The sequence below is a fragment of the Pediococcus acidilactici genome, from assembly GCF_016127815.1.
Taxonomy (GTDB): domain Bacteria; phylum Bacillota; class Bacilli; order Lactobacillales; family Lactobacillaceae; genus Pediococcus; species Pediococcus acidilactici.
The window spans coordinates 1,311,003-1,327,768 of the sequence record NZ_CP066046.1; the positions used below are offsets into that span (position 1 = coordinate 1,311,003).

General features: G+C 43.0%; 18 protein-coding genes and 1 tRNA gene. 6 read left to right on the forward strand and 13 right to left on the reverse strand.

Annotation, left to right across the window (positions count from 1 at the left end; genetic code table 11):
• Positions 1-48 precede the first annotated feature (48 nt).
• On the forward strand, positions 49-585 hold the full coding sequence (locus tag I6H64_RS06600; protein ID WP_002829901.1) for a 3'-5' exonuclease: 537 nt from the start codon (positions 49-51) through the stop codon (positions 583-585).
• On the opposite strand, the gene I6H64_RS06605 is transcribed toward I6H64_RS06600, so the two are convergent.
• From I6H64_RS06605 to I6H64_RS06615, 3 genes are read right to left on the reverse strand one after another with little or no spacing between them, the layout of a single operon-like run.
• Entirely contained in the window at positions 578-1,084 is a 507-nt protein-coding gene (locus I6H64_RS06605) for a GNAT family N-acetyltransferase (protein ID WP_005919219.1), read from the reverse strand. The two genes, I6H64_RS06600 and I6H64_RS06605, sit on opposite strands and share 8 nt — an antisense overlap.
• The gene (tsaE, locus tag I6H64_RS06610) at positions 1,074-1,547 is read right to left on the reverse strand and encodes a tRNA (adenosine(37)-N6)-threonylcarbamoyltransferase complex ATPase subunit type 1 TsaE (protein ID WP_005919222.1); all 474 of its coding nucleotides are present in this window, start codon (positions 1,545-1,547) and stop codon (positions 1,074-1,076) included. Before tsaE ends, I6H64_RS06605 begins: the two co-directional genes overlap by 11 nt.
• Complete coding sequence (locus I6H64_RS06615; RefSeq protein ID WP_002831140.1) at positions 1,548-2,240, reverse strand: uracil-DNA glycosylase; 693 nt, start codon at positions 2,238-2,240, stop codon at positions 1,548-1,550. It abuts the gene before it with no gap.
• A gap of 110 nt (positions 2,241-2,350) precedes the next feature.
• Here I6H64_RS06615 and I6H64_RS06620 point away from each other — a divergent pair, with 110 nt between their 5' ends.
• The 3 genes from I6H64_RS06620 to I6H64_RS06630 are packed head-to-tail and all read left to right on the forward strand — an operon-like array spanning position 2,351 to position 4,359.
• The gene (locus tag I6H64_RS06620) at positions 2,351-3,223 is read left to right on the forward strand and encodes a Cof-type HAD-IIB family hydrolase (protein ID WP_002829905.1); all 873 of its coding nucleotides are present in this window, start codon (positions 2,351-2,353) and stop codon (positions 3,221-3,223) included.
• A gap of 19 nt (positions 3,224-3,242) precedes the next feature.
• A complete protein-coding gene (locus I6H64_RS06625) occupies positions 3,243-3,812 on the forward strand; it encodes an LURP-one-related/scramblase family protein (protein ID WP_002831139.1) in 570 nt (189 codons plus the stop codon).
• Positions 3,799-4,359 carry a GNAT family N-acetyltransferase gene (locus I6H64_RS06630; protein WP_004166673.1) on the forward strand — a complete coding sequence of 187 codons (561 nt, stop codon included), beginning with the start codon at positions 3,799-3,801 and terminating at the stop codon, positions 4,357-4,359. Before I6H64_RS06625 ends, I6H64_RS06630 begins: the two co-directional genes overlap by 14 nt.
• A 332-nt stretch (positions 4,360-4,691) precedes the next feature.
• Here I6H64_RS06630 and smpB read toward each other — a convergent pair whose 3' ends face one another.
• The 9 genes from smpB to rpoN form a co-directional block, all read right to left on the reverse strand.
• Positions 4,692-5,159, reverse strand: coding sequence for an SsrA-binding protein SmpB (gene smpB / locus I6H64_RS06635; RefSeq protein WP_056985061.1), 468 nt, complete (start codon positions 5,157-5,159; stop codon positions 4,692-4,694).
• Between the two features lie 15 nt (positions 5,160-5,174).
• Positions 5,175-7,526, reverse strand: a complete 2,352-nt coding sequence (rnr, locus tag I6H64_RS06640; RefSeq protein ID WP_008841822.1) for a ribonuclease R — start codon at positions 7,524-7,526, stop codon at positions 5,175-5,177.
• Positions 7,527-7,670: 144 nt separating this feature from the next.
• Positions 7,671-7,907 carry a preprotein translocase subunit SecG gene (gene secG, locus I6H64_RS06645; RefSeq protein ID WP_002829910.1) on the reverse strand — a complete coding sequence of 79 codons (237 nt, stop codon included), beginning with the start codon at positions 7,905-7,907 and terminating at the stop codon, positions 7,671-7,673.
• Between the two features lie 130 nt (positions 7,908-8,037).
• Positions 8,038-9,360 carry a phosphopyruvate hydratase gene (gene eno / locus I6H64_RS06650; RefSeq protein WP_002829911.1) on the reverse strand — a complete coding sequence of 441 codons (1,323 nt, stop codon included), beginning with the start codon at positions 9,358-9,360 and terminating at the stop codon, positions 8,038-8,040.
• Between the two features lie 68 nt (positions 9,361-9,428).
• A complete protein-coding gene (gene tpiA, locus I6H64_RS06655; protein ID WP_002831135.1) occupies positions 9,429-10,184 on the reverse strand; it encodes a triose-phosphate isomerase in 756 nt (251 codons plus the stop codon).
• Between the two features lie 84 nt (positions 10,185-10,268).
• On the reverse strand, positions 10,269-11,471 hold the full coding sequence (locus I6H64_RS06660; RefSeq protein ID WP_008841824.1) for a phosphoglycerate kinase: 1,203 nt from the start codon (positions 11,469-11,471) through the stop codon (positions 10,269-10,271).
• A 128-nt stretch (positions 11,472-11,599) separates the two neighbouring features.
• Positions 11,600-12,622, reverse strand: a complete 1,023-nt coding sequence (gene gap / locus I6H64_RS06665) for a type I glyceraldehyde-3-phosphate dehydrogenase (RefSeq protein WP_005919245.1) — start codon at positions 12,620-12,622, stop codon at positions 11,600-11,602.
• Between the two features lie 67 nt (positions 12,623-12,689).
• Positions 12,690-13,721 carry a sugar-binding transcriptional regulator gene (locus tag I6H64_RS06670; protein WP_002829917.1) on the reverse strand — a complete coding sequence of 344 codons (1,032 nt, stop codon included), beginning with the start codon at positions 13,719-13,721 and terminating at the stop codon, positions 12,690-12,692.
• A gap of 185 nt (positions 13,722-13,906) precedes the next feature.
• Complete coding sequence (gene rpoN / locus I6H64_RS06675) at positions 13,907-15,232, reverse strand: RNA polymerase factor sigma-54 (protein ID WP_056985058.1); 1,326 nt, start codon at positions 15,230-15,232, stop codon at positions 13,907-13,909.
• A 74-nt stretch (positions 15,233-15,306) separates the two neighbouring features.
• Between rpoN and I6H64_RS06680 the strand changes: the two genes are divergently transcribed.
• A tRNA-Arg gene (locus tag I6H64_RS06680) sits at positions 15,307-15,378 on the forward strand.
• Positions 15,379-15,776: 398 nt separating this feature from the next.
• Positions 15,777-16,370 (forward strand): ATP-dependent Clp endopeptidase proteolytic subunit ClpP, encoded by a 594-nt coding sequence (gene clpP / locus I6H64_RS06685; RefSeq protein WP_002829919.1) that lies wholly within the window; start codon positions 15,777-15,779, stop codon positions 16,368-16,370.
• Positions 16,371-16,446: 76 nt separating this feature from the next.
• Here clpP and I6H64_RS06690 read toward each other — a convergent pair whose 3' ends face one another.
• Complete coding sequence (locus tag I6H64_RS06690; RefSeq protein WP_005919254.1) at positions 16,447-16,722, reverse strand: hypothetical protein; 276 nt, start codon at positions 16,720-16,722, stop codon at positions 16,447-16,449.
• Positions 16,723-16,766: the final 44 nt, after the last annotated feature.

Here is a 16,766-nt window from a genome sequence, read left to right on the forward strand (position 1 = left end):
CTTTATTCGTTAAACTTGACTTAAAATAATATAAGGACAGTGATATTTTTGAACTTTGTTGCCATTGATTTTGAAACTGCCGCGCCTGCGCGGGCAAGCGCTTGTTCAATCGCGCTGACGGTGGTTCAAAATGATCAAATCACCGACGAATTGTACTCTTTAATTAACCCGGAAACCAAATTTCATTGGCGGAACGTTCAAGTACACGGGATCCACGAAGCCGACGTCCAGGACGCGCCCACCTTTCCGGAGCTATGGCCAATTTTACAGCCGTTCTTTACTCCCGACCAACTTGTCGTGGCCCACAACGCCAACTTCGACAATAGCGTTTTAAAGAAGACGCTGGAGCGTTACGAACTTAACCGGCTGCCTTACCAAACTTTGGACACTTTGCGGACTTCCCGCAGCTTTTTCCCTAATTATCCTAACCACAAGCTCAACACGCTCTGTGATAATTTGGGGATTGAATTAGAGCACCACCACAACGCCTTAGACGATAGTTTGGCGTGCGCGAACATCTTGTTGTATGAGAAGAAGCAGTTCGGTGCGGACGCCATCAGTAGCTTTATTCGTAAAGTTAGCTAAGCTTACGTGCCATTCGTTTTAAACTACGACCCTGATCATCCTTGATCGGGGCTTTTTTAGTTGTAAAGCCCATCTTTTCGTATAGGTGGATGGCCGGCTCGTTATCCGTCAGGACGTCTAGCCAAATGGTCGATAAGGAGCTGTAATTTTTAGCCCAGTATAATGCTTCATCGACTAATAGGGTTCCAATCCCGTTGTGCCAATATTTTTCAAGCACGCCGACTCCCAACTCGGCCTGCCCCTTTTTAGCGTCCGTTTCCACAATCGTCAGCAAGCCGATTGGAGCATCCCCCAACTTTGCCAACAATAAAAAGTTAGTCGGACTTTGCTGAATTAACGCTAAATTTTGTTGAACCAGCTTGAGCTCCAGCTGATGGATGGTCGGGTCAAACTCAATTGAATCCGTCTCCGTTTCTAATTGGTCAATTAGCCCCACGATCGCTTGGGCGTCCTCGGGAGTTCCCTCCGTTAGGTAAACTTCATCTTCCCTATTGGCCATTGATTTCATCCTCAAGGAATTTTTCAAATTGCTGGTACCGTTCGCCGTTGGGTTCGATAGTTAGGAACCGCTGGGTATTATCGTGGTTCCGGTCCAATCCAATCTTCAAGTACTCTTCAGGCAAGTATTCCTTAATAAACTGGGCCCACTCAATAACGGTAACCCCATCGCTTTCAAAATATTCTTCTAAACCAATGTCATCAGCATTCCCATCTTCTAACCGGTACGCATCAATGTGATAAAGCGGCATCCGCCCGTCATGGTACTCGTGGATGATTGTGTAGGTGGGACTTTTTACGTAGCGTTTGATCCCTAAAGCTTGGGCAATGCCCTTCGTTAAGGTGGTCTTCCCTGCTCCGAGATCTCCGTCTAACACAACCACATCGTTTGGATGTAGAAGTTTACCAATCATTTTGCCAAATTCAATGGTCATTTCTTCGTTTCGTAATTGATAAGTTTGCATTTATTTTTCCTCTTCTACGTGTTCTGGTAGTTGCCAATCAATCGGCTTTTCCCCCATCGCTTCCAAAGCTGCGTTAGTTTTGGAAAACGGCTTGGAGCCAAAAAAGCCCCGGTATGCCGATAACGGACTGGGATGCGCAGATTGAATAATAATGTTTCGGGACTGGTCAATTAACTTAATCTTGTCACGCGCGGCCCGGCCCCACAAAATAAAGATCACCGGCTTTTCACGTTCCGACAACCGTTTAATCGCCGTGTCGGTTAGCCGTTCCCAGCCGTGACCTTGATGTGAAAAGGCCTGGCCGTTGCGGACCGTTAATACAGAGTTAAGCAACAGTACTCCTTGGTCCGCCCATTTCTTCAGGTATCCGTGTTGTACCGGTTTGACTCCTAAATCATCCTGTAATTCTTTGTAGATGTTTTGTAAAGACGGGGGCACCGGCACTCCCGGGCGCACCGAAAAACTTAGTCCGTGCGCTTGGTGAGGGCCATGATACGGATCCTGCCCTAAGATAACCACTTTAACCTCCGAAAACGGCGTCCATTCGAATGCTTGGAAAATGTGATACATATCGGGGTGGATATTTTGGGTTGCGTACTCCTGCTTTAAAAACTGGTGGAGATTTGCGTAATAATCCTTTTCAAATTCACTTTCTAAAACCTTCTGCCAATCGTTATGAATAATTGTTTTCATACCTCAATCTTCCTCGAACAATTTGTTACTTCCATTCTAACTGATTTCTGAAAAAAATGGCGGGGTTCATGTTAAAATTAGGATAAATATATGGATTGGATGTGCATAACATGATTTCAGTGATTGCTTCAGATATGGATGGAACGTTACTTAACGAAGAAATGCAAATTTCACCAGGTAATGCTGCGGCGATTAAAAAAGCGCAGGACGCCGGAGTTCATTTCGTCGTGGCAACGGGTCGCGAATATCGTGAAGCGAAACCCCTTTTAGAGACTTACGGGCTTTCCGTACCACTTATCACCCTCAACGGTGCCGCAATTTTTGACACCGAAGGCAAAATTCTTGATGAAGTGCCGATTACTAAGCCTAACGCGCAGTTAATCATGCACCAACTCGAGAAACGCGGACTTTACTATGAAATCACCACCAACCAAGGCGTGGTTTCCAACAGTCGGACCCGGCGGATCGAAACGGTCTCTCACCTTTTAGAGACCGTTAACCCAGATACGCCATTCAAACTAGCAGTGGCCATGTCTTCTGCCCGGGTAGAATTAATGAACATCCGGTACGTAGATAATTACCAAGTGCTCCTTGACGATCCGAAAATTCAAATTTTGAAGCTGGTTGCGTTTGGTCAAAACGGTCAAAAGGGATTACAACCCGTCCGGGAAGCTATTCAACAACAAGTTGACGTAGCAATTTCATCATCGTTTGAAAATAACATTGAAATCAACAGTCCCCGTGCGCAAAAGGGACTTGCTGTACAGAATTTTGCGGACCAACTTGGAATTCCGATGTCCCAAGTGATGACGATTGGTGATAACTTAAACGACGCTTCCATGTTGCGCGTCGCGGGCGTTAGCTATGCCATGGGCAATGCAATTCCGGAGATCAAGCGCTTGGCAAACCACCTCACCGTAACTAACAACGAGGATGGGGTTGGAAAAGCCATCCTGGAACAGCTTGCCGAAAATCAACAATAATTAAAAAGAGGCTAAGCCGATGCAGAGATTCTATCTAAAAAGTCAAGGGCTAGAAAATAAAGGTGCTACCACGGTTAGCGATGAAAACCATAATTCCAAATACCTTCTAGTTGGCAAATGGGGCATCAAACGCGATGCCCTTTCTGTTTACGATATGCAAGGCCAGCTCCGAGCTGAGCTTAAGCAAATCGCGGTAGGACTATTACCCAAGTTTAAATTGTTTTTAAATAACCACGAAGTTGGGACGGTGACGACTCCCGTAGGCTTCATTCGCGGGCTCTTGTACGTTCACAACCTTCGCTGGATTATTATTGGAGATACCGTTACCTGCCATTTTAAGGTTTTTCATGGCTTAACTAAAATTCTTGAAGTTAACCGCGTTCAAATCAACGGCAGTGCATATATTGAATTGAACGTTTTCGTAGAATCCAATACGCCACTGTTTATTTGTTTAGCGGCGATTCTCGACCGCTGGATTCAAAAACGCCCCCCGCTTCGGGAGCCTAAACTAGTTCGAACTTGGAAGATTGAGTCAGACACGGCTGGCTATAATAATTTTTCGAAGGAGAATTCTAATGCAAATCACTAAAGCCACTACTGAAGACATGCCCCAGGTTGTCGAGCTACTCAAAATCATTCTCGACGAAATGGAACTGCCTTTTTACTTGAAAAACGATCCTCAAGAAGTTACTAAACTATTCGTAGCAACCTTCCAAAGCCCCCTATACCAAGAGGCTGCCGACGTGGTTGTTGCTAAAATGGATAACCAAGTTGCGGGAGTCGCTTTTGGCTATCCAGGTGCTAACGAAGAGAAGTTAAAGGATGAATTTCAAAACCATTTTGACCAAGTTGCCCTCGCTCCTCAGCCCATTTACGAAGAAGCTGAAGCTGACGATGACGAATGGTACCTCGATTCGCTAGTAGTTAACCCTGATTTCCAAAATCACGGAATCGGTACTAAGTTACTCAATGCCCTTCCCGAATACGCGAAAGCTCGTGACTTAAAAATGGTCGGGCTACTGGTTGACGATTTGAATCCTGACGCAGAACGCCTTTACCGGCGAATTGGTTTCCAACTCGACCACCGGCAAATTGTTTCTGGTCACCACTACCAACACTTGAAAAAGGAAGTTTAACCTTCTCGAATTCTCATTAAAGTAATCGAAACCAAGGATAGGGGAAAGACTAAAACTCCCTTGTTAAAGTTAAAAATCGTTTTGGTGTGTTGCCTTTCATAGCAGCAAAAGCAGCTTGCATCACTCAACCTAAAATCGACTGTTATGCCTGAATTTGGCATAATAGTCGATTTTTAGTTTACTCATAAACTACCCGACTCTTATTCAGCCTCTTTTTCATCACCTTGCTAAGTAACTGTAGAAACCAAAAATAGCTGTGGATTATTCCCCTCGATGGAGGGAGTTATCCACAGCTATTTTTTATTATTCACTTATCAATAAACGTCGCCCGTTTAACGGTTCTTCAACGCGCGTTCAATTTCCCGTTGTTGGTCACGTTTCTTCAAAGTTTCTCGTTTATCGTATTCGTGCTTTCCTTTAGCAACCCCGATCAGCACCTTCGCAAAACCGTGCTTAAGGTAAACTTTTAAAGGCACAATCGTGATTCCTTTATTTTGGCTAGCTTCTTGTAACTTTTGAATTTCTTTTTTGTGCAACAAAAGCTTCCGATTTCGCAACGGATCGTGATTAAACTGATTACCTTGCAAGTATTCACTAATTTGCACGTTCACCAAAATTGCTTCACCATGGCGAATTTGCACAAACCCGTCTCTGAGGGTAATCCGGCGTTCCCGAACTGATTTAATTTCCGTGCCGGTTAACGCAATTCCCGCTTCCATCGTGCTTAAAATAGAATAATCATGGCGAGCCTTTTTATTTTGGGCTAAAGCTTGATCCTTTACCTGTGGTTTTTTAGCCATACGAAACCCTCCTCTTTATTTTTTGTGAGAAGTATTCTTAGAAAAGCGTTTGACGTTTTTATCTTTGTAGAATGGTTTGTTGTTGGAATTATTAGAACGTTGCCCGTTTTGTCGGCGATTTCGGTTACCATTCCGTTGACCGCCCTTGTTACGGTTAAAGGATTGGCGAGGTGGCAACTTAATTTCGCTAGTTGGCGTCTTTTCCGGATGCAACAACTCGAAGTCCACTTCAGCCTGGTCCTTTTCTACCCGCATTAACTTCACCGCAACTGGTAAGCCAATTTGGAAGGTCCGGTGGGTGTTACGGCCCACTAGCGCCATTTGATTTTCCACGTATTCGTAGTAATCATCCTTCATGGTACTAATATGGATTAAGCCTTCAATGGTGTTTTCCAATTCAACAAAAAGTCCGAACTTCATTACGGAACTAACCATGGCGTTAAATTGTTCACCAATGTGGTCGCCCATGTATTCAGCCTTCTTCATACTGTCAACATCGCGTTCCGTATCGATTGCCCGTCGTTCAAGTTGGGAAGTATGTTCCGCAATTTCCGGAATAATGTCCGCGTACTTTTCTTGAGCGTCTTTTCCAGTACCATCTTCCGCATAATGGCGAATCAACCGGTGCACAAACAAGTCGGGATACCGCCGAATTGGCGAAGTAAAGTGGGTATAGTACTTAGCTGCTAACCCAAAGTGACCTAATGACCTAGCATCGTACTTCGCTTGGCGCATGCTCCGCAATAACATAACCGAAATCATGGCTTCTTCACGGGTTCCCGCAACTTTTTTGAGGACGCTTTGCAACATCTTTGGTTTAAGATCCTTAGTGCTCCCCTTAACCACGTGGCCAAAGGTTGATAAGAATTCGAAGAAGGTTAACATCCGTTCGCTATCTGGGGTTTCATGGACCCGGTACAAGAATGGCACGTGGGCGTCGTAGTAATGCTCTGCCACCGTTTCATTAGCCGCCAACATAAAGGATTCGATCATCCGTTCTGAAGTTCCGCGTTCCCGCAACTTAATATCAATTGGGTGCCCATTTTCGTCGACAATGATTTGTGCTTCGTTATCGTCAAATTCAATGGCTCCGCGTTGTTTACGGCGCTTCAACAGCAACTTGTGCAACTTGCCCATCATTTCAAACATTGGCACTAAATCTTGGTAACGCTCGATGGTTTTCTTATCGCGTGCTTCCAAGATTTTGTTAACGTCGTTATAAGTCATCCGGGCGTTAGACTCAATGACACTTGGGTAGATTTTATGGCTTAACACTTCGCCATCCGGACTGATTTCCATTTCACAAGTCATCGCTAGCCGTTCCACGTTAGGGTTTAAGGAACAAATCCCGTTAGAAAGCTTCCGCGGTAACATTGGAATTACCCGGTCCGTCAAATAAACACTGGTACTGCGCCGGTATGCTTCCTTATCAAGCGGGGAGCCTTCCTTAACGTAGTGGGAAACGTCCGCGATGTTAACTAGCAAGCGGTAGTTACCGTTGTCTAACTTTTGTAAGCCAACTGCATCATCAAAGTCTTTTGAATCATCGCCGTCAATGGTAACCACTACTTCGTTAGTTAAGTCCACGCGACCTTGTTTTTCGGCTTCAGTAACGTGGTCTGGAATTTGAGCAATTTCTTCTTTAACGTCATCCGGAAATTCAGTTGGTAACTCATGTTGGTAAACAATTTCCAGAATGTCTACTCCCGGATCGTCGCGGTATCCAATCGTTTTTTCCGCAACCCCTGCAATTAACTTAGGGGCGTTGGGTTTTGGATACTGGGTAACCTGAGCAGTAATCACCGCTCCGTCTTCGGGGTGAATACCGCCTTCTAGCACGTCAAACTCGTAGTTAGACATCTTTTTATCTTTTAGATTAATGTGCCCGAGCACGTTATGAGCAGGGTCTGGAGCAAATTCAAACACCCCCACTGCTTGGGTGAGATGCCGTTTGGTAATTTTCTTAACAATTCCTTCCGGACCCCGGTCGTCACCTTTTTTAGACGGACGCACGATTTTTACATCGACTTCGTCCAAATTAAGCGCGTAGGCGGTGTGTTCTTCACTGATATAAATATCAGGAATTTCATCATCTTCTACCGCTACAAAACCAAAGCCGCGGTCATTTGCCCGAAAGGTTCCGTGAACGAGCAATTGGTTTTGGGGGCGGGCAATTTTAAACTTGTCATCCGCCGTGATTTCTACTTTATGGGACCGTTCCAACGAAGTTAATTCTTTGACCAATTCGTTGAATACGGACGCCTTTTCTAAACTAAGACCTTTAAACAATTCTTCCGCGGTGAATTTTTGTGTAGGCCGTCGCTCCAAATAATTAATGATTGAAGCTTGAAGTTTACTTGATTCCATTACTTACCTCTATAAATTCATAGTATTAAATAAAAAAGCTAAAGACAAAACCATGCTCGATTTTGTCTTTAGCCATTCCTAATCCGTCCCAAAAATGCCTTAGGACTTCGCTAAATGCAATTTTTTTGTTAGATACGATCGCTTTTAATGGGCCGATACGTAAACCATTGCAATGGTGATAGCAAAAAACAAGAAAAGCAAGACTGCCGTTACTCTTTGCATGAACGCTTCAAATCCACGTGACTTTTGCTTTGAGAATAGGTCACCAGCCCCACCTGTCAATGAAGACATCGCATTATCAGTCTTTGCCGGTTGCATCATAACCGCAATGATTATGACCACTGACAGAATCAATAGAATTGTCATCAAAAGTGAGTACACAAGATGACCTCCTTTGTATTCTAAATAAGTTCTAGTATTAATTTAACATACTTACGGGTGAATTCCAATTTAAACAATAAAAAAAGGATGGACAAAATGTCCATCCTTCTCTTAGATCACTCGAAATGAATTACTTGTTTGTAATATCTTCGCGTGCTTGTGCACTAAGGTTGTAGAATGAGTGGATACCCTTGTATTCTGCAACGCCTTCGAGTTGGTCTTCAATCCGCATTAATTGGTTGTACTTAGCAATGCGGTCTGTACGACTCATTGAACCAGTCTTAATTTGGCCAGCGTTTGTAGCAACAACCAAGTCAGCGATTGTTGTATCTTCTGTTTCACCTGAACGGTGAGATACGATAGCTGTGTAACCAGCTTCCTTAGCCATTTCGATAGCTTCCATTGTTTCTGTAAGTGTACCGATTTGGTTAACCTTGATAAGGATTGAGTTAGCAGCACCCATCTTGATACCTTTTGCAAGGTATTCAGTGTTTGTAACGAAGAAGTCGTCACCAACAAGTTGAACTTTCTTGCCAAGTTCTTTTGTGATGCTTGCCCAGTCTTCCCAGTTGTTTTCGTCAATTGGGTCTTCGATTGAAATGATTGGGTATTTGTTTACTAAGCCTTCAAGGTACTTAACGAATTCTTCAGTAGTGAATTCTTCACCAGTTGACCAGCGAAGCTTGTACTTCTTGTCATCGTCGTTCCAAAGTTCTGAAGCAGCAACGTCAACAGCGATTGCTACGTCTTTACCTGGCTTGTAACCAGCTTTTTCGATCGCTTTGATCAAGTATTGAAGAGGTTCTTCGTTGTTAGCAAAGTCAGGAGCGAAACCACCTTCGTCACCAACTGAAGTAGCTTTGCCGTCAGCAGCTAAAAGACTCTTCAATGCGTGGAATGTTTCTGAACCCATCCGGATAGCTTCCTTAACAGAAGGAGCACCAACAGGCATAATCATGAATTCTTGGAAGTCCACTTTGTTATCTGAGTGAGCACCACCGTTGATAACGTTCATCATTGGTGTAGGAAGAACGTGTGCGTTTGATCCGCCAATGTAGTTGTAAAGTGGAATTTGGAGTTCGTCAGCAGCAGCACGAGCAACCGCTAAAGAAACACCTAAGATAGCGTTAGCACCTAACTTACCTTTGTTAGGAGTACCGTCTAACTTGATCATTGCCTTGTCAATTGCGATTTGGTCAGTTACTTCAAAACCAACAATTTCCTTAGCAATTGGGCCGTTAACGTTAGCAACAGCCTTTTCAACACCCTTGCCTTCGTAACGGTTCTTGTCGCCGTCACGAAGTTCAACAGCTTCGTGTTCACCAGTTGAAGCACCTGAAGGAACGATTCCGCGACCAAAGCCGCCGTCTTCTGTGTAAACTTCAACTTCAACAGTTGGGTTACCACGTGAGTCTAAGACTTCGCGTGCATAAATATCAGTAATAAGTGACATTTTAATATCTCCTCACATTTTATAATCTGCTTATGCAGTTACCATTATATTATATTTCTAGAATTAAATTAACCCTGGTAGTTAACTAATTGTAGGAATGATTCTGGATCGAGTGAAGCACCACCAACAAGGCCACCATCGATGTCTTCTTTGCTCATCAATTCAGCGATGTTTGCAGGCTTAACACTACCACCATATTGGATACGAACTTTGTCAGCAACGGTTTGGTCGTATAACTTAGCAACCGTTTCACGGATTACGTGGCAAACTTCTTGTGCTTGGTCACTTGAAGCAGTCTTACCAGTACCGATTGCCCAGATTGGTTCGTAAGCAATTACGGTGTTAGCAACTTGTTCAGCAGACAAGTCTTTAAGAGCGTTAGTAACTTGGCCAGCAACCCATTCGTTAGTTTCGCCAGCTTCGCGTTGTTCAAGCGTTTCACCACAGCAGATAATTGGCTTCATGTTGTTCTTGAAGATTGCCTTAGCCTTCTTGTTGATGTCTTCGTCAGTTTCTTTGAAGTATTGACGACGTTCTGAGTGACCGATAACTACGTAGTTAACGCCCATTTCAGACAATGCTTTTGGACTAGTTTCACCAGTAAAAGCACCTTCATCTTCGAAGTAGCAGTTTTCAGCAGCAGTCTTTAGTTGTTCATCTTTAGAGAATTGTACTAAAGTGTTTAAATCAATTGCAGGAGCAGCGATTACTGATTCTACAACTGAAGCATCTGGTAATTTGCCCTTGATACCTTCCAAGAATTCTTGTGTTTCTTGGGGGTTCTTATTCATTTTCCAGTTTCCAGCAATAATTGGAGTACGCAAAATAAAACATCCTTTCTTAATCACAAAATATGTAACCGAACGGGATTAGCAATCCCTGTGGATTCCCGACCCCATTCAAGTTAATTATTTGTTAGAAATTGCAGCGATACCTGGAAGTTCTTTACCTTCAAGGTATTCAAGTGATGCGCCACCACCAGTTGAGATGTGTGTCAATTGGTCGCCAACGCCTAATTGCTTAACAGCGGCAGTTGAGTCACCACCACCAACGATGGTTGTTGCGTCTGATAGAGTTCCTAAGAACTTACCAACTTCAAGAGTACCCTTAGCGTAGTTGCTCATTTCGAATACACCCATTGGTCCGTTCCATACAACGGTCTTAGCGTCTTTAAGAACGTCCTTGAATTCAGCAACTGACTTAGGTCCAATATCAAGAGCCATGTAACCGTCAGGAATGTCACCTTCAACAACTTTGTGAGGAACATCGTTGTCAAATTTTTCAGCAACAACACTGTCTACAGGAAGAACGATCTTGTCGCCACCCTTAGCAAGGATTTCTTTAGCAACGTCAATCTTGTCAGCTTCAACAAGAGAGTTACCAATGCTCATGCCTTTTGCAGCGTAGAATGTGTATGTCATACCACCGCCGATGATAACTTTGTCAGCTTTGTCAAGTAAGTGGTCGATAACACCAATCTTGTCAGAAACCTTAGCACCACCTAAGATTGCAACGAATGGGCGCTTAGGATCGTCAACAGCTTCACCTAAGAACTTGATTTCCTTTTCCATTAAGAAACCAGCAGCAACTTTCTTGCCTTCTGCCTTCATTGCTGTAGCAACACCAACGTTTGATGCGTGTGAACGGTGTGCTGTACCAAATGCATCGTTAACGAACATGTCGCCAAGTGATGCCCAGTACTTACCTAATTCAGGATCGTTGCCACTTTCCTTCTTGCCGTCAAGGTCTTCGAAACGTGTGTTTTCGAATAACAATACGTCACCGTCGTTCAAGCCGTTAACTGCGTCTTCTAATTGTGCACCGCGAGTTACGGGAACAAAAGTAACTGGCTTGCCAAGCAAGTCTGAAAGACGTTGAGCAACTGGACGAAGAGTCAATTCTTTCTTGTCTTCTTCCTTCTTGATCCGACCTAAGTGAGAGAAGAGGATTGCCTTTCCACCATTTTCAATGATGTATTTGATGGTTGGTAGTGCGGCTACGATACGGTTATCGTCACCGATCACACCATTTTTAACTGGCACGTTGAAATCAACGCGCATCAAAACTTTCTTGCCTTTAACATCTAAATCTGAAACTGTTAATTTAGCCAAGATAATTCCTCCTTTTAAGTGAGCAATAAATTATTTTTTCTTAAAAAAAGAGACGGAGGAAGTGACCTCCCTCCGTCTCCAAGACCGATTAGACGGTTTGAAATCTACAAATATTTAAGAATTTAATCTTAAAGAGTAGCAAATTTCAATAAAGTACGTACCATTTGGCAAGTGAAGCCGTATTCGTTGTCGTACCAAGCAACAGTCTTAACTAATTGCTTGTCGCCAGCCTTTGTAACTTCTGTTTGTGTTGGGTCGAAGATTGAACCGTAAGTTGTACCAATGATGTCGCTTGATACTACTTCGTCTTCGTTCCAACCAAATGATTCGTTGCCTTCTGTATGCTTCTTGATTGCAGCATTAACTTCTTCAGCTGTAACATCCTTGTCAAGAATTGAAACAAGTTCTGTTAATGAACCGTCAACAACAGGAACACGTTGTGCATGTCCTTGTAATTTACCGTTCAATTCTGGGATAACAAGGCCGATAGCCTTAGCAGCACCAGTTGAGTGAGGAATTGTGTTAGCTGCAGCAGCACGTGCAGAACGGAAGTTTCCACCACGAACAGGGCCGTCAAGGATCATTTGTGTACTTGTGTAAGCATGGATTGTTGTCATTGTACCAACTTCAAGACCAAATTCTTTGTTCAAGAAGTATGCCATTGGTGCCAAGCAGTTTGTTGTACATGAACCAGCTGAAACGATGCGGTCGTCAGCAGTTAAAACATCATCGTTTACGTTGTAAACAACTGTCTTAAGGTCTGAACCAGCAGGAGCTGAGATCAATACACGTTTTGCACCAGCGTCTAAGTGAGCTTGTGACTTTTCTTTTGATGTGTAGAAACCTGTACATTCAAGTACGAAGTCTACGCCGTCTTCCTTAACCCAAGGAATGTTTTGAGCTTGAGGTTCTGCGTAAACGTGGTACTTCTTACCATCAACAACGATAGCGTCATCTGTTGCGCTAACTTCGCCAGGGAAAGTACCATGTGTTGAATCATATTTGAGCAAGTGTGCTAATAATGCAGGACTTGTCAAATCGTTGATAGCAACTACTTCGATATCATTTGACTTTGCACCCAATTCGTGGATACGACGGAATGCCAAACGACCGATACGTCCAAAACCATTAATACCAATCTTTACAGTCATACTAAGATTTCCTCCTTTAGGAATCTAAAAAAATAATTTATTTTAAAAAGTTCAGTCACAATTGGCCTCACTTTTTTAAAATCACGTTTGCGGCACCTTCATCAGTAATTAAAATTGTCTGATGCGGTGCAATTTTCATGTACGACTCAATCGCTTGAGCCTTGTCATGACCACCGGCCACGGCAAATACATGATTGAAATGCTGGACATCCTGTAATTGGAGTCCAATGCGATGAACCTGATATAAGATCCGACCTTCCTTATTATAGAAAGAGCCGAACGCTTCTCCCACGGCCCGCGCCTTCCGCAAATAACTCTTGATTTCGGAGTTAACTCCTCGTCTTTGAGCCATCGCATCTGCTCGGCCAATCCCGTGGATGGCAACCCCGGCATGCACGATTAGGTCCAACACCGGTCTCACCGTTGGTTCATTTAGTAGCGGGTGATATGTGCTTTCGCTGAGTTGTTCCGGAATATATAATGACTTAGCTTCCCCTGCGGTCTGCTTGGCCATCGTAGCGGCAACTGAATTAGCTTGCTTAGAAACTGATTCGCCAATGCCGCCCCTTCCAGGAACAAAAATCAACTGGCGGTGCTGTGAGAGCTCTGGTTTAAGCCTCGTCGCTACCGACGCCATCGTCGATCCGCCCATCACCACTATAGTATTATTACCCTCCGGCAATAATTTTGCAAGTGCGTCATTTAAGACAATTCCTAGTTGCTTGGAAACGACCGGGCTCTCCGCTTGATCACCGCGAACAATGAAGCACCGTTCGATATTTAACCGTTCCGCTAATTGCTTTTCTTGGCTAGTTAAGCCCAAGAATCTATTAGCCACCGGTTCCAATCCGTTCATAACCCGACGACCCTCATCCGATAGCGACATCCCCGCTGGCGAGGTCTTTAACAACCCTTGAGACTTTAACACGTCCGTCTGGGACCGTAAAACCCGCTCGCTTAGATGTAAGTGTTCGGATAAAACTCGTCTACCAACTGGAGCCAACAAGTCGATTGATTTTAAAATATCAAATCTTTGTAGAAACTCGCTGATTAAACCTGGGACAACAGACTCTAATAAATCCATTTCATTATCATCCATGTTATCTCCTATATGGGACTTTATTTGTCCAGCTGTGTCATAAAACGACCCAACAACTTAAAAATAAATGGCACACAACCATAAGAACTAATTCTTGTTGCATACCTCACTTACAAGTCAAATTATAACAAGCTCCCCATCATTTTGCAAATTTGCCTGCCTAAATATTCTATTTAATTTTAAGCTTATTTTTCCAGATAGCGTTTTCGTTTTGATGACGACGGGATTCCCAACGCTTCCCGATACTTAGCGACCGTTCTGCGGGAGATCGTGACCCCCTGCGCCTTTAACTGCTTTTCAATTTTAGCGTCTGAAATGGGCTTTTCCTTATCTTCTTGATCAATAATTGCCTTAATCTTTTGCTTGGCCGCATCGGCGGAGACGTCGCTAGTCTGGTTAACCGCATTGCTGAAGAAAGAACGTAATTCGAAGGTTCCAAAGGGCGTTGCAATATACTTGCCATTAACCGCACGAGAAACCGTCGATTCGTGTAAATGTAATTTGTTGGCCACGTCTCGTAGCATCAACGGACTTAATTCTTTACTCTTCTGAAGGAAAAAGTCTTGTTGTCGCTCAAAAATTATCTTGCCCACCCTTAAAATGGTATCTTGGCGTTGCGTCAAGCTTTTGGCAATCCAATCGTATTCGCGTTTTTTCTCATTTACGTAGCTGCTTACTTCATCGTCAGCCTTTTTACGTAATTGTTCAAAGTATTCCTGTGAAAAACTGACCCGTGGTCGCGAAGCTTTCGATTGGATTAGTCGGGGTTCGCCATTTTCCAACTTGAAAATTAAGTCTGGCGTAATGTATCCGCGATCTTGCTTACCAAAGCCCGCTCCTGGATTTGGGGTTAAAGTGCGCACGTAGTCGAAAACTTCTTGAACCTCAGCCAATGTAATGTCATATCGCTGAGCAATCTTTTCCCAATTACGGTCAACTAAGTCGTCAAACGACTCTTCTAAGACCATATAAGCAATCTCAGGCGAACCCTCGTCATTTTCAGTTTGGAGCATTAATGATTCTTGCAGAGTTCGGGCTCCGACCCCGGGCGGATCCAGTTGCTGCAAAAGCGTGACTGCATCCATGATGGCAATGTCATCAGCCTGCGTTTTTTGCTTAATTTCGTCTTCCGTGATTCGCAAATAACCATTTTGGTCAACGTAATCCAATAGGAAAAGAACCAACTTCCTTAGTGGCGTATCCCGCATAGTTAGATGGACTTGATCCAATAAATAATCAAATAATGATTGTTCCGTATCGCTAGCAATTTGATTCATAAAGGTCTCATGCGTGTCGGAATTTTTCGACACCTTGCTTAAAGGCCGTTCTTCAGCTACTTCAACGGTAATTAAGGGGTTGTCCATTTCTTTTTGTTTCAAGAAATTTTGCAACTCTTCAGCATTGTATTGCAGCATTTGAATTGACTGCTGTAGTGTTTGCGTCATTGCCAAACGCTGCACTTGCTTTTGCTGTTGCGTTTGGTTCTGCGTAAATCCTTGCTTCATTACCATAAAATTTTTCTCCATAATTCTATTATTTTTAGCTTGTTTTTTTTGCCAACATAATGTAAAATTTATTTTGTTAAGCGCCGTTAGTGTAATGGATAGCACGTGAGATTCCGGTTCTCAAGATCGGGGTTCGACTCCCCGATGGCGCATTTTTTTATATTCTGAAACGTAAAAGTACTGAGATTGCGAGTAATTGTCATCTTCAGTTCCCGATATCTGTTATTAGTAATTTGAATAATTGCTGATGACAGATATTTTTTTATAAACAACTTACCATTTTGATAAGTCCTTCTTTAACGTCGATTATATACTAGTAATAGCGCTTTATCCATGATAAACCCGTATTTAGTATTCCAGCGTAGGTTTTAACAAGTATTTTCATTTCTTCCCCCATCCTTTACTCCTTGTTGGTGCTAGATAGTACTTTTGAAGCATTAATTTTAATGAATGAGCAAAAACATTTGACCTTTTTTGACCAATGAGATAAACTAAAGCCATGGTTAGTAATTAATACTAAATCTTTATCCGAAAAGGAGGCTACTAAGTTATGAACTTGGTTCCAACCGTTATTGAACAATCATCACGTGGCGAACGTGCTTATGATATTTACTCACGACTATTAAAAGATCGGATTATTATGTTATCAGGTCCAATTGACGATGATTTGGCTAACTCAATCATTTCTCAATTACTATTCCTTGATGCACAAGACTCTGAAAAAGACATTTACCTTTACATCAACTCTCCAGGTGGCGTAGTTACTGCTGGATTGGCAATCTACGACACGATGAACTTCATTAAAGCTGACGTACAAACCATCGTAATGGGAATGGCTGCTTCGATGGCCAGTGTTTTAGCTTCTTCTGGTACAAAGGGCAAACGTTTTGCATTGCCTCATTCAGAAGTTATGATTCATCAACCTTCTGGTGGTGCTCAAGGTCAACAAACTGAAATTGAAATTGCCGCTGAACAAATTTTGAAGACTCGGAAAGAGTTAAATAAAATTTTGGCAGAAAATTCTGGTCAACCGCTAGAAAAAATCAACCTTGATACGGAACGGGATAACTACCTCTCTGCGCAAGACGCAGTTGATTATGGTTTGATCGACGGTATCATGGAAAAGAACGCAAGCCTTAAGTAAGCAATCTTACTGATACTTGCAAAGCAAAAGAGCTTGGAAATCAAAAACGATTTCCAAGCTCTTTTTTATCTATAGTTTAATTTCCTAAACCGCTAACCATCACTTTGTACCGAAATTCATACCATTCTTCGGCCATTCGGGCTTCCCCTTCAATTTCTTCTTCCAAAGCAGAGAAGCGCCGTTCTACATCGGTATTTGGGAAAATGTAATGTTCGGGATCTTCCTTACTCTTCATTTCTAGCCAACCCCAGAAATTATCTTCAATTAAATAGCCGCCACTGGACAGCGTCTTAATAATTGTACCCATTCGGCCGTCCCATAGCTGAACAAATTGATATTCTTTATACTTCACTTTTGCTCATCCCCCATCACTCACTTATTAAAGAAGAGACTGTA